Source organism: Aquimarina rubra, assembly GCF_042684305.1.
Classification (GTDB): Bacteria; Bacteroidota; Bacteroidia; order Flavobacteriales; family Flavobacteriaceae; genus Aquimarina; species Aquimarina rubra.
In genome coordinates this window covers 1,654,386-1,669,464 of record NZ_JBHULE010000019.1, presented here as the reverse complement: position 1 = coordinate 1,669,464, position 15,079 = coordinate 1,654,386, and the positions used below count along the sequence as shown (strand labels likewise).

Annotated in this window: 14 protein-coding genes; 7 read left to right on the top strand and 7 right to left on the bottom strand. The window is 34.1% G+C overall.

From position 1 onward, the window contains the following. The first annotated feature begins 4 nt into the window (after window positions 1-4). The 5 genes from ACFSR1_RS15790 to ACFSR1_RS15770 all read left to right on the top strand — a co-directional run bounded on the left by ACFSR1_RS15790 (window position 5) and on the right by ACFSR1_RS15770 (window position 5,029). A complete protein-coding gene (locus ACFSR1_RS15790) occupies window positions 5-445 on the top strand; it encodes a hypothetical protein (protein WP_378293986.1) in 441 nt (146 codons plus the stop codon). Window positions 446-925: 480 nt separating this feature from the next. Continuing rightward, window positions 926-2,200 carry a hypothetical protein gene (locus ACFSR1_RS15785; RefSeq protein ID WP_378293985.1) on the top strand — a complete coding sequence of 425 codons (1,275 nt, stop codon included), beginning with the start codon at window positions 926-928 and terminating at the stop codon, window positions 2,198-2,200. Between the two features lie 77 nt (window positions 2,201-2,277). Next, window positions 2,278-2,724 carry a hypothetical protein gene (locus tag ACFSR1_RS15780; RefSeq protein ID WP_378293984.1) on the top strand — a complete coding sequence of 149 codons (447 nt, stop codon included), beginning with the start codon at window positions 2,278-2,280 and terminating at the stop codon, window positions 2,722-2,724. 126 nt (window positions 2,725-2,850) lie between these two features. Beyond that, entirely contained in the window at window positions 2,851-3,483 is a 633-nt protein-coding gene (locus ACFSR1_RS15775; RefSeq protein ID WP_378293983.1) for a LysE family transporter, read from the top strand. Between the two features lie 97 nt (window positions 3,484-3,580). Next, window positions 3,581-5,029 (top strand): pyridoxal phosphate-dependent decarboxylase family protein, encoded by a 1,449-nt coding sequence (locus ACFSR1_RS15770; protein ID WP_378293982.1) that lies wholly within the window; start codon window positions 3,581-3,583, stop codon window positions 5,027-5,029. Here ACFSR1_RS15770 and ACFSR1_RS15765 read toward each other — a convergent pair whose 3' ends face one another. Beyond that, window positions 5,030-5,824, bottom strand: a complete 795-nt coding sequence (locus tag ACFSR1_RS15765) for a DUF2797 domain-containing protein (protein ID WP_378293981.1) — start codon at window positions 5,822-5,824, stop codon at window positions 5,030-5,032. A gap of 124 nt (window positions 5,825-5,948) precedes the next feature. Between ACFSR1_RS15765 and ACFSR1_RS15760 the strand changes: the two genes are divergently transcribed. Both ACFSR1_RS15760 and ACFSR1_RS15755 read left to right on the top strand, forming a co-directional pair. Further along, a complete protein-coding gene (locus ACFSR1_RS15760) occupies window positions 5,949-7,481 on the top strand; it encodes a GH3 auxin-responsive promoter family protein (protein WP_378293980.1) in 1,533 nt (510 codons plus the stop codon). A 235-nt stretch (window positions 7,482-7,716) separates the two neighbouring features. Beyond that, complete coding sequence (locus ACFSR1_RS15755) at window positions 7,717-8,046, top strand: hypothetical protein (protein WP_378293979.1); 330 nt, start codon at window positions 7,717-7,719, stop codon at window positions 8,044-8,046. A gap of 139 nt (window positions 8,047-8,185) precedes the next feature. Here the strand turns inward: ACFSR1_RS15755 and clpX are convergent, their stop codons facing one another. The 6 genes from clpX to ACFSR1_RS15725 all read right to left on the bottom strand — a co-directional run bounded on the left by clpX (window position 8,186) and on the right by ACFSR1_RS15725 (window position 15,079). Next, on the bottom strand, window positions 8,186-9,418 hold the full coding sequence (gene clpX / locus ACFSR1_RS15750) for an ATP-dependent Clp protease ATP-binding subunit ClpX (protein ID WP_378293978.1): 1,233 nt from the start codon (window positions 9,416-9,418) through the stop codon (window positions 8,186-8,188). Window positions 9,419-9,515: 97 nt separating this feature from the next. Beyond that, window positions 9,516-10,190 (bottom strand): ATP-dependent Clp endopeptidase proteolytic subunit ClpP, encoded by a 675-nt coding sequence (gene clpP / locus ACFSR1_RS15745; RefSeq protein WP_378293977.1) that lies wholly within the window; start codon window positions 10,188-10,190, stop codon window positions 9,516-9,518. A 101-nt stretch (window positions 10,191-10,291) separates the two neighbouring features. Continuing rightward, window positions 10,292-11,614 (bottom strand): trigger factor, encoded by a 1,323-nt coding sequence (gene tig / locus ACFSR1_RS15740; protein WP_378293976.1) that lies wholly within the window; start codon window positions 11,612-11,614, stop codon window positions 10,292-10,294. Window positions 11,615-11,700: 86 nt separating this feature from the next. Further along, window positions 11,701-12,048, bottom strand: a complete 348-nt coding sequence (locus tag ACFSR1_RS15735) for a phage holin family protein (RefSeq protein WP_378293975.1) — start codon at window positions 12,046-12,048, stop codon at window positions 11,701-11,703. Window positions 12,049-12,150: 102 nt separating this feature from the next. Next, complete coding sequence (locus tag ACFSR1_RS15730) at window positions 12,151-13,737, bottom strand: G-D-S-L family lipolytic protein (RefSeq protein ID WP_378293974.1); 1,587 nt, start codon at window positions 13,735-13,737, stop codon at window positions 12,151-12,153. A gap of 94 nt (window positions 13,738-13,831) precedes the next feature. Then, window positions 13,832-15,079 carry an OmpP1/FadL family transporter gene (locus ACFSR1_RS15725; protein WP_378293973.1) on the bottom strand — a complete coding sequence of 416 codons (1,248 nt, stop codon included), beginning with the start codon at window positions 15,077-15,079 and terminating at the stop codon, window positions 13,832-13,834.

The following is a 15,079-nucleotide window of genomic DNA, read 5'->3' as shown; positions in this document are numbered from 1 at the left end:
CACCATGAAAAAAATACTTACCATATTACTTGTAACATTAACGATTGGCACCTTAAGGGCCCAAACCAAAAAAAAAGGAGTTTTCTTTGACAATAACGATTTGACCCAAAGATTCCACACTATTGATGAACTACAAGACCTTAATAAAGGAGCACTAATAGAATTATACTTAGAACGTGTTAAAGAGATTTTTATAGTTCTTCCCTATTTATCTTTATCAAATACTCCAGGAACCAGTCTTGGTGATGTAGGAATCAAAGAAGATTCTGACCACATTAAAGTAGTTGAAAAAAACAATGAAATAGCCGATAGAGCATTTGTTTATACAACAAACACTATAAAAGAACTAGTTCCTTACTCTGATACAGATAAGATTATCTGGGCAATATTGCATTTTGAAGAAATGATAAAAAAGATGCGATTGGGTAAAGAAGGAAATATCTAGAGGCTACGCCACTAAAAATCAAGCTACAATTTAAAATTATAAAATGTTTAAAATAAAAAAGTGCTTCCTAACAACTGTTTTTTAGCTCTTTTTTGTGCTTTTAAACCTAAAAATCTGCATTAGACTGTTAAAAATTATAATAAACTTCAAAAAATACTAAAAACACAAAACTTTGATTTACAGTAATTTGTAGAAATCGCATTTTTTCATTCAAAAAATATTTATTAAAGATAAACTTTTTGTTTATCATTTTTCATAAATGAATAAACAATTCATAAATATCTGACAGCCAATACAATAAAATTAAATTAAGTAGGAATTATACTCTTAAAATTATCACAAATAAACCTAAAACAACGACGAACGTACATATTTTACGGTAAATACGTAACCAACTCTTTAAAAAGTATAGTAACTTAGTATCCCTAAAGAAGAAGAAAGAAATTTCTTCTGAATTTATAACCCCAAAATAACACTTTTATGAAACTAAGATGCGCTTTGACCTCAAGCATTCTATTATGTATTACCATCCTAACTTCTCACGCTCAAGATTTTGACAGAAACGACAGTAAGTGGATAAAAGGTTGGACCAATTTCACACCAAATACCACAAACTACCCGGAACCTGACGAGAGACTTCCTAACATTATCGCGGATGACACATACTTAAGTAATGACACGGTATATTTACTTTCTGGAGACGTTTATGTTATTGGTAATGCAGTTCTTACGATTCAAGAAGGAACGGTCATAAGAGCTGATCACGAAAATCCAGCGAACCTTATTATCACTCGAGGTTCGAAACTTATAGCAGTAGGATCAGAAGCTTATCCAATTGTTTTTACATCTAATAAAGCGGCTAAATCACGTGCAAGCGGTGATTGGGGTGGAATTATTATTGCAGGTTCAGGAAAGGTAAATTCTGTTTCCGGTAATGGTGTTATTAAAGGAAACTTTAATCCGCAGTATGCTGTATACGGAGGAACCGATAAGGATGAACAAACAGCAATTTTAAGATATGTAAGGATTGAATTCCCAGGCAATAAAACCAAAAGAACAGAAAACGCTAATGGTTTATCCCTGTTTGGAATTGGTACTGCTTCCATCATTGATCACGTAATGGTTAGTTATTCCGGTCAAGATTCGTTTAACTGGACAGGAGGAAATAATAATATGAGAAACATGCTTTCTTTTAAAGCAGAAGATGATGACTTTCAAATCTCTGAAGGTTTTAAAGGAGATTTGGACTTTTTGATGGCTATACGTCATCCTTATATCACAAGTCCAAAAGGATCCTATGCAATAGAAATTGATGGATATAACAAAGAACTTGGTTACTTACGACCAAATTCAATTACAGACGTAACTATTACCAATTCGACTTTTGTAAACCTTTCTGACAACTCTAATTATATGCATACTACATCTGCTATTTCTGCCACGAATTCTGCACTTGTCTATCTGCATAATTCAAAAATATCTGGTTTCTTAAATGTGGTAAAATTCGACGAGTCCTATACTTCATTAGCGGTTATCGAAAAAGCTTTTAAAATGGATAATAGTTTTTTTAATATCCACGGAGAGGGTGTAGAAGTAAGTTACAAGCCAAATAACGGCGTTGCCAATGTATTAAAATACAATAGGTTTACTAGAGATTTTGTTAGTGTTGATAATCTTTTCGAAGACCCTATGAGTAAATCCTCTCCAAAGTTTCAACTTAAAAAATCTATGAATAATTATATGGTAATGCAATAGACAATATATTAAAATACTTTTTTTGCTCTGGATCTCCCCAAATCCTATTTAAGAATTTTAACACGGTAATCTAAATTATGCTCAAATCAAAATTACTAATTGGTTTTATCTCTTTTCTGTTTTTTCAATATACATATGGTCAGAAAAGAGATGAAGCCGTTTTTTTCGTTCAAAAAGATCAAATAACCAGATTTCATACAATTGGTGATTTAGAAAAGTTGAAAAAAGGTGAACTTATTCAATTATACCAAGATAGAGTGAGAGAAATTGTAACGGTTATTCCATTTTTATCCTTAACCAACGAACCAGGTGTTCGTCTAGGTGATTTAGGAATTAAGGAAGATTCTGATCATATAAAATCACTAAAAAAGAGTGCAGAAGCAACTGAAGAAGCAATAAGTATTGCGCAAAATTCTATTGAAGAACTGGTACCCTATGCAGATACAGAAAAAATCATATTAACAATTCTCTACTTTGAAGAAATCATAAAGAAAATGAGAATTGGAGTTAACAGAAGTTTTTAACTCATATCACAATTTAAAATTAACAATCCTTTCTACTAAAAAAAGATGTTTTGATTCGGCAGAAAATAATTAAGTATATCTCATAAAGTTGTGTAAGGATAACTACAAAAGTTATACTAAGAGTATATGATTTTAGTTTATCTAATTCTTGGAACTTTAACATCAATCGTCGGTGCACTTCCTCTTGGGGCAGTAAATATTGCCGTTATCAATACTACCATACGAGAAGATGTTAGGAAAGCATTTAGAATTGCGTTAGCAGCCGGTATTGGAGAAGTATTTCTTGCTTTTTTTGCGTTACACTGTAGCATGGAACTTACCGATTTTTTCGAAAATAATCCATGGATTCAGCTCGTAATCATTTCCATATTTTTAGTTCTGGGTGTTTATTTTTTAGTACGAAAGAAGAAAGAAGAAACTACCAAACAAACTCAAAAAATTAAGTTGGGAAAGTCTAAGTTTTTAACTGGTTTCTCCCTTGCCTTTTTAAACCCTCCTGTTATTGTATATTGGATAATAGCCATATCGCTTACAAACAAACATCTTTTTCAACTTACACTTCACACCCCTTTAACAGCGCTATTTCTATTCTTTACTGGAATATACCTAGGCAAGATTGGCACATTGTATTTATATAGCAAATGGGGAAATAGAATGGCTAAAAAATCTGGAGATGCCAAGACTAAATTATTTAAGATTATTGGCATTGCACTAATAGTCATTTCTTTTGTTCAGGGTATAAAATTCTTCGTAGTATAAAAGGTTTATAGTATATACATTTTTTATACTGAATTATACCTTTTTTTGTTTTCGAAATCGCATATTTTTGCAGGCAAAGAAGGCCTTAATTATAATGATGAAAAACGACCTAAATCCTACATTAGAACTTTCCAAAACTGATATGAAACAATATGGCTATTCCATTATTGATCATATTGTGGAACATTTTGACACTCAAGACTCTAAAAAGCCGGTCGCAATAGCAACCCGTGAAGAAATGGATGATTTATTGGCCGAAGACATCCCCTACCGTCCCACTAGCGCTAATGAAGTACTCGAATTTGTAATGGAACACATCATTCCACAGAGTACCATCGTTTCTCATCCAAAATCATTTTCTTTTGTACCAGGTCCAAGCAATTACATCAGTGCAATGGCAGATACCATTGCTACCGGATTTAACATTTTTTCCGGTGGATGGGCTGCTTCTCCGGGAGCTGCAGAATTAGAAATATTAACGATGAACTGGTTGTTAGAAATCTTTGGATTTGGCACCAAAGAAGGAGGAGGTATTTTTACGAGTGGAGGATCCATGGCCAACCTTACGGCACTGGTTACCGCCAGAAGAATAAAATGCGGAGATGACTTCTCCAAAGCTGTCATTTATTTATCAGACCAGGCACACTCTTCAAACATAAAAGCCATCAAAGTTATTGGTTTTAAGAAAAGTCAAATAAGAATTATTCCAACAGACCTGGAATTTAAAATATCGCTTAACAAATTAAAAAATGCGATAGCTAAAGATCGTCTACAGGGTTTAGAACCATTTTGTATGATTGCCTCTGCCGGTACTACGAATACAGGTACCGTAGACCCATTGGATGAAATTGCACAAATCTGCGAAGAAGAAAAATTATGGTTTCATATTGATGGAGCTTATGGAGGTGCTGCAATATTGGCAGATAACGGGAAAGAATTATTGAAAGGTATCGAAAAAGCAGATTCTTTAACAGTAGATCCACACAAGTGGTTTTTTCAACCTTATGAAATGGGTTGTTTACTGGTTAAAAATCACAACTGGCTCAGTGGGACTTTTAGCGAAAAGCCCGAATATCTTAGGGATGTAGAAGGTAACGAATCCGAAATCAATTTTTATGATCATGGGATTCAGCTTACACGCCGTTTTCGTGCGTTGAAGTTCTATATGTCCTTAAAAACATTTGGTTTGGATTCTTTTAAAAAGGCCATTCAATATAATGTAGAGCTGGCAGAACGAACAGAAACTATACTTAGAAAAAGTCCTAAATGGGAAGTTATTTCTCCGGCCACTTTAGCAGTCATAAATTTTAGATATAATCCCATTGATGAAAATCTTTCGGAAAATGAAATCGATATAATTAATCAGAAAATTTCTGAAAAAATGATGGAATCCAGAGAAGCATTATTAGTCACTACCGTACTTTTAGGACAGGTAGTTTTAAGAATGTGCCTCATCAATCCCAGAACGACTTTGGATCATATAACAGATACTATTAAACAGTGTGAGCTATACGGAAATGAATTATTGGTATTAGAAAAACGCTAACTAAATGATAGATAGCTGAACCACGTACCCTTCACTATTCCTTACGTTAAAAACAGTATCGTCTTCAAAAATTAAATATTGCCCCTTAATCCCTTTTAACACACCAGAATATTCTGGTGTTTTTTCAAGATTTAAGCTTTTTAATTTATTAGGATATGCTAATACTGGAAAATTAAGTTCAGTTTCCTTATTACTCGCTATAAAATACTCTTTTACTTCATCAGGTATAAACTCTTCAAGCCTATCTCGATATTCCGCCAGATCTTCGTCTTCAATTTCATTTTTAAGCATTTTTCGCCAATTCGTTTTATCAGCTACATGTTCTTTTAGGGCTACTTCCGTAATACCTGCAAGATATCTATTAGGTACTTCTACAATCTCGATAGCCTCGTGTGCTCCCTGATCAATCCATCTGGTAGGTACTTGCGATTTTCTGGTGACACCAACTTTAATATTACTAGAATTCGCCAAATAAACAATATGTGGTTGAAGCTGCACCTTTTTTTCGAAATCTAAATCCCGATCTTCAATATCTAAATGTGCAGTGCTAAGCTCTGGTCGCATCACCCAATCTCCTACCTGAGGTTGATTATAAAAATCATCATAACAATATCCTTGTCTGTATATCTTTTTATTTTCTCCACAAGCCAAACACTGATATTCCACAAACTTAATAGTTACCCTTTTATTCAATAATTGATTCACATGAATAAAATCAGACTCAAAGACTAAATAATACTGAATCGGGTTCCCTATCTCGGTTTGCATTTTGGTGAGTACTCCTTGATATTGCATAAAAAGTTTAGTTATAAGTTAAATGTATAAAAAGAATGTTATTATTTTTATTATTTTAGTTTCCGATGAAAGTCAACCACACAATCATATTAATGCTAATTACAGCCTAAAGATACATCAAAAAATGCCAATCCCTTTAGTTAATTCAATCGCTAGCTGGTTTCTAAAAAAGCGTTTTCATCAGATGGAGCTTTTTCTAAAATATCCTAATGAGGTACAGCTGGAATTGTTACATGTTTTACTAGAAACAGCCAGAAATACTGAATTTGGTAGAACCTACGATTTTTCATCCATCCATAACTACGAAACTTTCAAAGAGCGTGTTCCAATCCGATCCTACGAAGATTATGAAGAAATGATCGAACGCAGCCGACTAGGAGAACATAACATTTATTGGCCTACTCCGATTAAATGGTTTGCAAAATCCAGTGGAACTACTAATGCTAAAAGTAAATTTATACCCGTTAGCCAAGAGTCTCTAGAGGACTGTCATTATGCAGCAGGAAAAGATCTTTTGTGCATGTATTTGAATAACAATGAAAACTCTAAACTTTTTACCGGAAAAAGTCTGCGCCTAGGAGGTAGTAAAGAATTATATAAAGAAAATGGCACTTCATTTGGTGATTTGTCTGCAATTATCATAGACAATATGCCTTTTTGGGCTGAATTTAGTTCCACCCCAAGTAATGAAGTTTCTCTGATGAGTGATTGGGAAACCAAAATGATGGCTATCGTGCATGAAACTGTTCAGGAAAATGTTACAAGTCTTGCAGGAGTTCCTTCTTGGATGCTGGTGCTACTAAATCAGGTATTAGAAACAACGGGCCAAGAAAATTTATTCGAGATTTGGAAAAATATTGAAGTATATTTTCACGGAGGTGTCAGTTTTGAGCCATACATTGACCAGTATAAAAAGATATTGCCAGGAAATTCTTTTAAATACTATGAAATTTACAACGCATCTGAAGGTTTCTTTGCAATCCAGGATCGAAATGAATCATCAGAACTCCTATTGATGCTTGATTACGGTATTTTTTATGAATTTATACCAATGAACACTTATGGAACCAATAATGAAACAGTAATACCATTAAGTGATGTAGAAGTTGGTAAAAATTATGCTGTTATTATTACTACAAATGCCGGTTTGTGGAGATACAAAATTGGTGATACCGTGCGTTTTACTTCCATTAATCCATATAGAATAAAAGTATCAGGAAGAACTAAACACCATATCAATGTTTTTGGTGAAGAACTCATTATCGAAAATGCTGAAGAAGCTCTTAGAAAAGCTACCCGAGAAACTGATAGTGAGATCATTGATTATACTGTAGCCCCTATTTTTATGGAAGGAAAAGAAAAAGGAGCTCACGAATGGATGATCGAATTTAAAAAACCACCAAAGAACCTCGATCATTTTACCAAAATTCTAGATCAAAATCTTCAGAACATCAATAGTGATTATGAAGCGAAAAGATATAATAACACTACATTGAACATTTTACGAATTAATAATGCACGACCTAATTTGTTTTATGATTGGCTTAAAAAAAATGATAAACTTGGAGGCCAGCATAAAATACCCAGACTCTCTAATTCTAGAAAATATCTCGATGAACTGCTAGTTTTAAATAAAGTAGGCTCATATTCTCTCTAGCACATAAAAAGCATAAAAAAACTTGCTAAAAAAAGTAAAATTCCCCATAAAAAAATATAACATTACGGTTTTAACGTAAAAAAACTACGTAAGAAATTCTATTTTTTGGTCAAATTTGAGTATTTCATCGGTTAAAAAAACCGATTGAACTAAAAAATAAAAAATATCTTTTTCACACCTAATTTTCATACTAAATTTGTTACCAGTTAGTTACAACTTACCAAAGGTCCCAAATATGAAAAATCTTTTACTCTGTCTTATTTTTATTTCCAGTTCTATAGCTATTAAAGCTCAAGAAGTAGTTATCAATTCTAATATTAGTGACCAAAAAGAAAGTGTTTCTAAAAAAACCAATTCGCTCTCAAAATCTCCTATCAAATATATAGATACAGATAGCAATCATATTTGTTATGGGGAAACTTCTAAAGTTGCATTTTACGAAGTATTAATTGCCAAAAACGGATTCAATATAGAGCTTAAAGATAGTAAGGCTTTGGTAATTAGAAATACGGAAGAAATCATTTCTAAGAAAAGAGAGGAAATACTATATTCTGAAGAAGATTAACATTTTTGTTCTAGATATCTAAAACGTACAACACAAATACTTTTATATTCTTTTAAAAGTATTTTTAATCTAAAAAACTCCTTAAGTTATAACTTAAGGAGTTTATTTTTTCTGTTATGAGAGGCTAGAGGCTGCCTAATTATGAGACTGCTTTAAGTTTATTTATTGTTGATTTATTTAACTTTTTCTCTGCATAATCTTTTGTTACTCTCAATTCTGTTTCTTCACTTTCCGGTAATTCGTACATAGCATCTGTAAGAATTGCTTCGCATAAAGAACGTAATCCTCTTGCTCCCAACTTATATTCTACAGCTCTTTCTACTATATAATCCAGAGCTCCAGGTGTAATTGTAAACTCTATGCTATCCATGTCGAAAAGCTTTTTATATTGCTTTATAATCGCATTTTTAGGCTCGGTAAGAATAGCTCTTAATGTACTATTATCCAATGGATTCATATGCGTTAATACCGGTAAACGACCAATGATTTCAGGAATTAATCCAAAATCTTTTAAATCCTTAGGAATTATGTATTGCAACAGATTATCTTTTTCTATGACATCCTCAGATTTAGAAGCACTGAAGCCCATAGCTTGCATATTCAAGCGTTTTTGTATAGCATTTTCGATACCATCAAAAGCTCCTCCTGCAATAAAAAGTATATTTTCGGTATTAACTTCAATAAACTTTTGATCAGGATGTTTACGTCCACCTTTTGGCGGAACATTAACCACGGTTCCTTCTAACAACTTAAGCAACGCCTGCTGCACTCCTTCTCCAGAGACATCTCTTGTGATACTAGGGTTATCACTCTTGCGGGCGATTTTATCGATCTCATCAATGAAAACAATCCCTCTCTGGGCTTTTTCAAGATTATAATCAGCTGCCTGCAGTAAACGTGTAAGAATACTTTCTACATCTTCTCCTACATATCCCGCCTCTGTAAGTACAGTAGCATCAACAATAGCTAAAGGTACGTTTAGCATTTTGGCAATTGTCTTTGCAATAAGAGTCTTACCAGTACCCGTTTGTCCAACCATAATGATGTTACTCTTCTGGATTTCGATATCATCATCGGTATTAGGCTGTAATAAACGCTTGTAATGATTATACACAGCAACAGACATGACTTTCTTAGTAAACTCTTGTCCGATTACATATTCATCCAAAAATTTCTTAATAGCCATTGGCTTACGAAGCATTAATTCAGAGCTAAGTTCTCCTGCTTCCTCATCTTTTGCTTCTTCCACCACTATTCCGTGAGCTTGTACTATACAACGATCACATATATGCGCATCTAAACCAGCAATTAACAAATTGGTTTCTGGTTTCTTTCTTCCACAAAACGAGCATTCTAAATCTTCTTTCGGCATAATTATCTATTTCAAAATCCTGTCGATAACCGCAGTATTGACAGACTTGTTTCTAGGGGTGCAGACTGAATGTATCTGCCATTATTTATTTATACAATTATTCTCTTGTCAATATCTCATCAATCATTCCATACTCAAGCGCTTTATCGGCTTTCATCCAGTAATCTCTATCACTATCTTCATATACTTTATCGTATGTCTGCCCAGAATGTTTTGCAATAATCTGATACAGCTCTTCTTTTAATGTCAGGATTTCACGAGCAGTGATTTCGATATCACTAGCTTGTCCTTGAGCTCCTCCAAGAGGTTGATGAATCATCACTCTACTATGAGGTAAACCAGAACGTTTTCCTTTCTCTCCTGCACATAATAGTACAGCTCCCATAGACGCGGCCATTCCTGTACAGATCGTTGCTACATCCGGTTTAATAAATTGCATCGTATCATAGATTCCTAAACCAGCATATACACTCCCTCCTGGAGAATTTATATAAATCTGGATATCTTTTGAAGAATCTACACTTTCCAAAAACAACAACTGTGCTTGTATAATATTTGCAACCTGATCATTGATTCCGGTACCTAAAAAGATAATACGATCCATCATCAAACGAGAAAATACGTCAAAAATAGCCACATTCATTTGACGTTCTTCTATGATATTAGGAGTCATCCCGGTTGGATACATACTACTAATTATCTTATCATAGTAATTACTACTAATACCGTGATGCTGTGTTGCGTATTTTTCGAATTCTTTTCCGTAATTCATATGTTCTTTTTCTGAAATTTTATTTTTATAAAAAAGGCGTTAACCCAACCTTGGTTTAACGCCCTAAATATAAGTATAAATTCCTTATGAGTATATGTTGATTATTTGTAAACTTCTTTTACAAAATCATCAAAACTCACTTCTTTTTCCTTCAATTTAACATTCTCCTTATAGTAGGCTAGTAATTTCTGACTCATTAGTTGTTCAGAAATTCTTTTTACCTCATCCTGATTAGATAAAATTCTGGCAGCAATATCTTCCAGCTCTTTATCCTCTGGAGACATCTGACCAAATTGTGCCATCTGTCCTTTTATCAAATCTTTAGCAAATTCTTTTAGTTCATCAAAAGTAACCTGAAGATTGTTATCGTTAATTATTTTTCCTTCAATTAATTGAAAGCGTAATCCTTTTTCACTCTTCTCATACTCATCCTTTGCTTCATCCTCTGTCAAAGGTTGTTCTCCTGTTGCCTGAATCCATTTTTGTAAAAACTCTGCTGGTAAATCGAATTTAGTATTTTCCAGAACACTCTCAGTAACATCGTTAAGCAACTGTTGATCCGATTGCTGTACAAACTGACGATCCGCATCTTGTTTAATCTTTTCCTTTAGTTCAGTTACTGACTTCACAGTATCTTTACCATAAAGCTTATCAAATAAATCCTGATCTAGATCCGCTAATTCCTGATGATTGATTTCAGAAATGGTAAAAGTTACCTCGATGTCTAGATCGTGAGCTTCATCATGACTAACCTTAAGAGCATTCATCAAATCGTGATCATCCGTAAATAAACCTTTGGTCTTTAAGGTAAGAACATCACCAACTTTAGAGCCAATAAATTTATCTAAGTTTCTCTTTCCTTTTATTTTATCTAAAGAAATCGTAGTTTGATTTTCGATTTCTTTTTCTTCATTTACAAAAGTACCATTGATCAAATCGTCTTTCTCTGCACTATCCTTAGATATCAATTTACCATATTGCTTTTGGATTGTTTTGATTTGATTATCGATCATTTCATCCGTAGCAACGATTTTATAATGAGTAATTGCTTTTTTACCATTCAGTTTTACTTCAAATTTTGGCGCTAAACCTAATTCAAACTCAAAAGAATAATCATCTGCATCCCAGTTAAAGTTTTCCTGTTCTTTTGGTAATGGATTACCAAGAACATCTAACTTCTCTTCTGTAAGATACTTATTAAGAGCGTCTTGCAATAATTTATTTACTTCGTCTACCAAAACGGCTTTTCCATATTGCTTTTTTACCAACCCCATAGGAACGTGGCCTTTTCTAAAGCCAGGAATATTGGCGTTCTTACGATAATCTTTAAGGATACTATCCACCTTATCGCTATAATCTGCTTTTGCAATATCTACTGTTACTACAGCATTCAAATCGTCTAATTGCTCTTTTGAAATATTCATTATCTCTACTTTTTTGTACTAAAAATCGGGTTGCAAAAGTAATACTTTTTTAGAACTCGACAAAGTTTTAACTCCCTGAAAAACAGTTAGCTTTTATCTTTCTTTAAAATAGAGTATAATATGGATTGAAACACTGATAACAAAATACTAAATATCACTGCCCAAAGCCAGCCATTCACACTAAAACCAGAAACAAAATGATCAGCAATCAAAATAATAGCTGCATTAATTACCAACAAAAATAATCCTAAAGTTACAATGGTTACCGGCAATGTTAAAATAATCAATAACGGCTTTACAATGGTGTTTAAAATCGCCAAAAGTACCGCTACGATAAGTGCACTTACATAACTATCAACTCCAACTCCCGGTAAAATCTCTGCCAAAACCAATACAGCAATGGCACTAAGAATCATTTTTAATAAGAATTTCATAAATAAACGTTTAGATTGATTTTTAAGGTAATAAAAACAATATAATAAAAAAACCTGCTATTAAAACAATAGCAGGTTTTTTATATTAATTTTTAGAAAACTCTAATTTACTTCATTACTAAGTGTAACCGTTCCATAATCACCTGGATTAACAGAAGGTAAAGTAGCTCCATAAGTATCTTTTATAGCATCAATAATACCATTAGTAACCAAAGCGTGAGCTCTAGGTGTCGGATGCACACCGTCTAGAGAGAATCCTCCTCCAGTAACAAAATCTGAAGTTATCACTCCACCATCAAATGGAATTCCGCTTCCTGCCGCTTGTGTTAAGTCACTTGCTACATCGTAAAATGCCAAACCGTTAGCTGCCGCAATACCTCTAATAGAAGCATTAAAAGCTACACGAGCGTTCTCAACTGAACTTTGCTCATCTGAAGTTAATACAAATTGATCTTGCATTGGATAAGTAACTCCATTAACAGATAATTGACCTGCCTGTTCTGGTGTTAAACCAAAACCTACTAATTCTGCTAATCTATCTTCATTTATCTGACCTATAACCCCTGCACTAGTTAAAACCAACAAGTCATTAGATGTAGCTTGTCTTGCCTGCCCATATTGCGCAGCAAAAATTGCCGCTTGAGCAGCACCTAGTGCTGGTGTTAAAACCGGCACTAACTGTGCTGATATATCTGTCAATGACTCATCTCTTATAACAACAGGACTAGCTCCAGTTGTAGAAAATTCAATTGCTCTTTCTGGAAAACCTAAAAAAGCAAATGCCCCATTTAATTGCCCATATGTAGCATTTAAAGTTGGAATTTGCGGTCCAAAATTAGGATCCAATGGACTTAATGGCGCAAACGGAACCGTAGTAAAAAAAGGTAATGTAGAAACATCTGGTAAATTAAGCACCACTCCTTTTGCTCCATTAGCTATAAGAGCACCAATCAAGTCGTTATACACTGAGGCAAAAACGTTGCTATTGGTAATATCATTCCCTCCATAATTAGCAGGATTTAACTCTCCTGTTACATTGTGATCAACACCTATACCACCAGAAGTAGCAAAACTAAGTATATCATTATTTCCTATCCATAAACTAAAAAAAGTAGGACTTTGTGCAATTGCATCTCCTATTACAGTAGCATCCGCAGAAGAAGCGAATCTTGCAAAATACGGGTTAGCTAAACCTGCTGCAACACCTGCAACATTTCCATATCCGGGAGCTGCTAAATGATAACTTTTAGCTCCAGGAACCCCCATATTATTAAAAGAACTACCTAGGTTATTTGAAATTTCTGTAGTTGGAGTAGCTCCTGTATATATAGCAGGGCCAGGATTTCCTTCTGCATCAAAGGCTAAAACAAATCTGTTGTTTAAAATCTGAGTACCGCCTAACAAAGCGCCACCAGTATTATCTGCCATTAAAGGTTGTGTAAATTCTCCACCACCTGCCAATGCAAATTGCTGAGATAATATATTAGGATATGAATTTTCTTGTCCAGTTATATATAACGCACCATCGGCAAAACCAGCTGTTAAAGAATTTCCTAGAGCAACGTAGTTCGAAAAGTCAGCTTCTCCACTAGTAAATACTCCAGCTTCATCAATCGGATTATCAAATTCTGGTTCACACGCTACTAAGCCTAATGCCAGAATTGCTAAATATTTTATATTATTTTTCATCTGTATTTGTTATTTTTTTTAATTGTCAGATGGAATCGCCAAAAATCATTGCGGTTGGTTGCAACCCATTGATATGGCTTATTTCATCTTCAAATTATAATTTATAAGTTAAACCAAGTCCTGGCGCAAATGCGCTCGATTTATAGGTACCTCTAAAAGGAACGCCTTGTCCGTTCTCCTGATAAAAATCATAAGATTCATTCACCTCTTCAAATCTTAGATAAAAGAATGATGCGTCGATCGCCAATTTAGGAGTAATAGCAAAACTCAAACCTCCTGTAAATCCTTGAGAATCATTACGTGGAGTTTCTGGAGCAAAAAATCCAGACTGAACAGGTGACTCATCAATATAATAACCAGCTCTTAAAGAAATCTTGGAAGTAGCATCATACTGCAATCCAAAACGATATACCGAAGAATTTTTATAGTTACGAGGGTTAAGTGATGTCGAACCGTTACCAAACTGAATATCCAAAGATTCATATACATCCCAGAACTGTCTGTTATAATCGAAAGCAAATAACCATTTTTTATGAAACTGATAAGAAAGACCTATAGATAATTCTGCAGGCAAAGGTAATTCTGCATTAAAGGTCGTGGTTCCATTCGCGGGAACGGCTGGAGAGTTCGGAAAATTGCTAAAAGTTGCTTCTCCACCTTCTGCTTCGAGAATAATCTCACTACGGTAGTTAAATCCTAATCTAAAGTTATCTGTAGGATTGAACATAGCACTTACACTCCAACCCCAGTTGCTTACACCTGTATCATCCACAGTAATATTAGAACGATTACCGTCTATATCTGTTAATGTCCTATTTGCGTTACGATTAAAGTTTACAGAACCTGTTACGTAAATCGGACCACCACCAATACTAAACTGATCAGAAAGCTTTATAGAAACTACCGGCTGAATATAAATTGCTGCTAAATCAATATTATTTACTAAATGAGAACCAGCCCAATCTGTTGGCCAAGTAACCTCACTACCATAAGGAGTATAAACTCCAAGACCTAACGCTAACCAGTCATTCACTTTATAAGAACCATATAGATTAAGAGGTGTTCCAACAGAACTATCTGTCTCAGAAGAAATTCCTAGATCAGAATTTTGATAAATTACATCCGTAAAAATACCACTGGCACCTGCACTAATGTTTAATTTGTTTTCTAAATACACAAGACCCGCAGGATTGAAGAATACTAGTTCCGCACTATTCACCACAGCAACACCCGTATGCCCCATAGCCATAGCTCTCTGCCCTTGCACACTAACTCTATATCCACCGGCATAAGTGACTAAAGTCACTAAGGCGAATAGAACTAATAATAGTAGTTTTTTCAT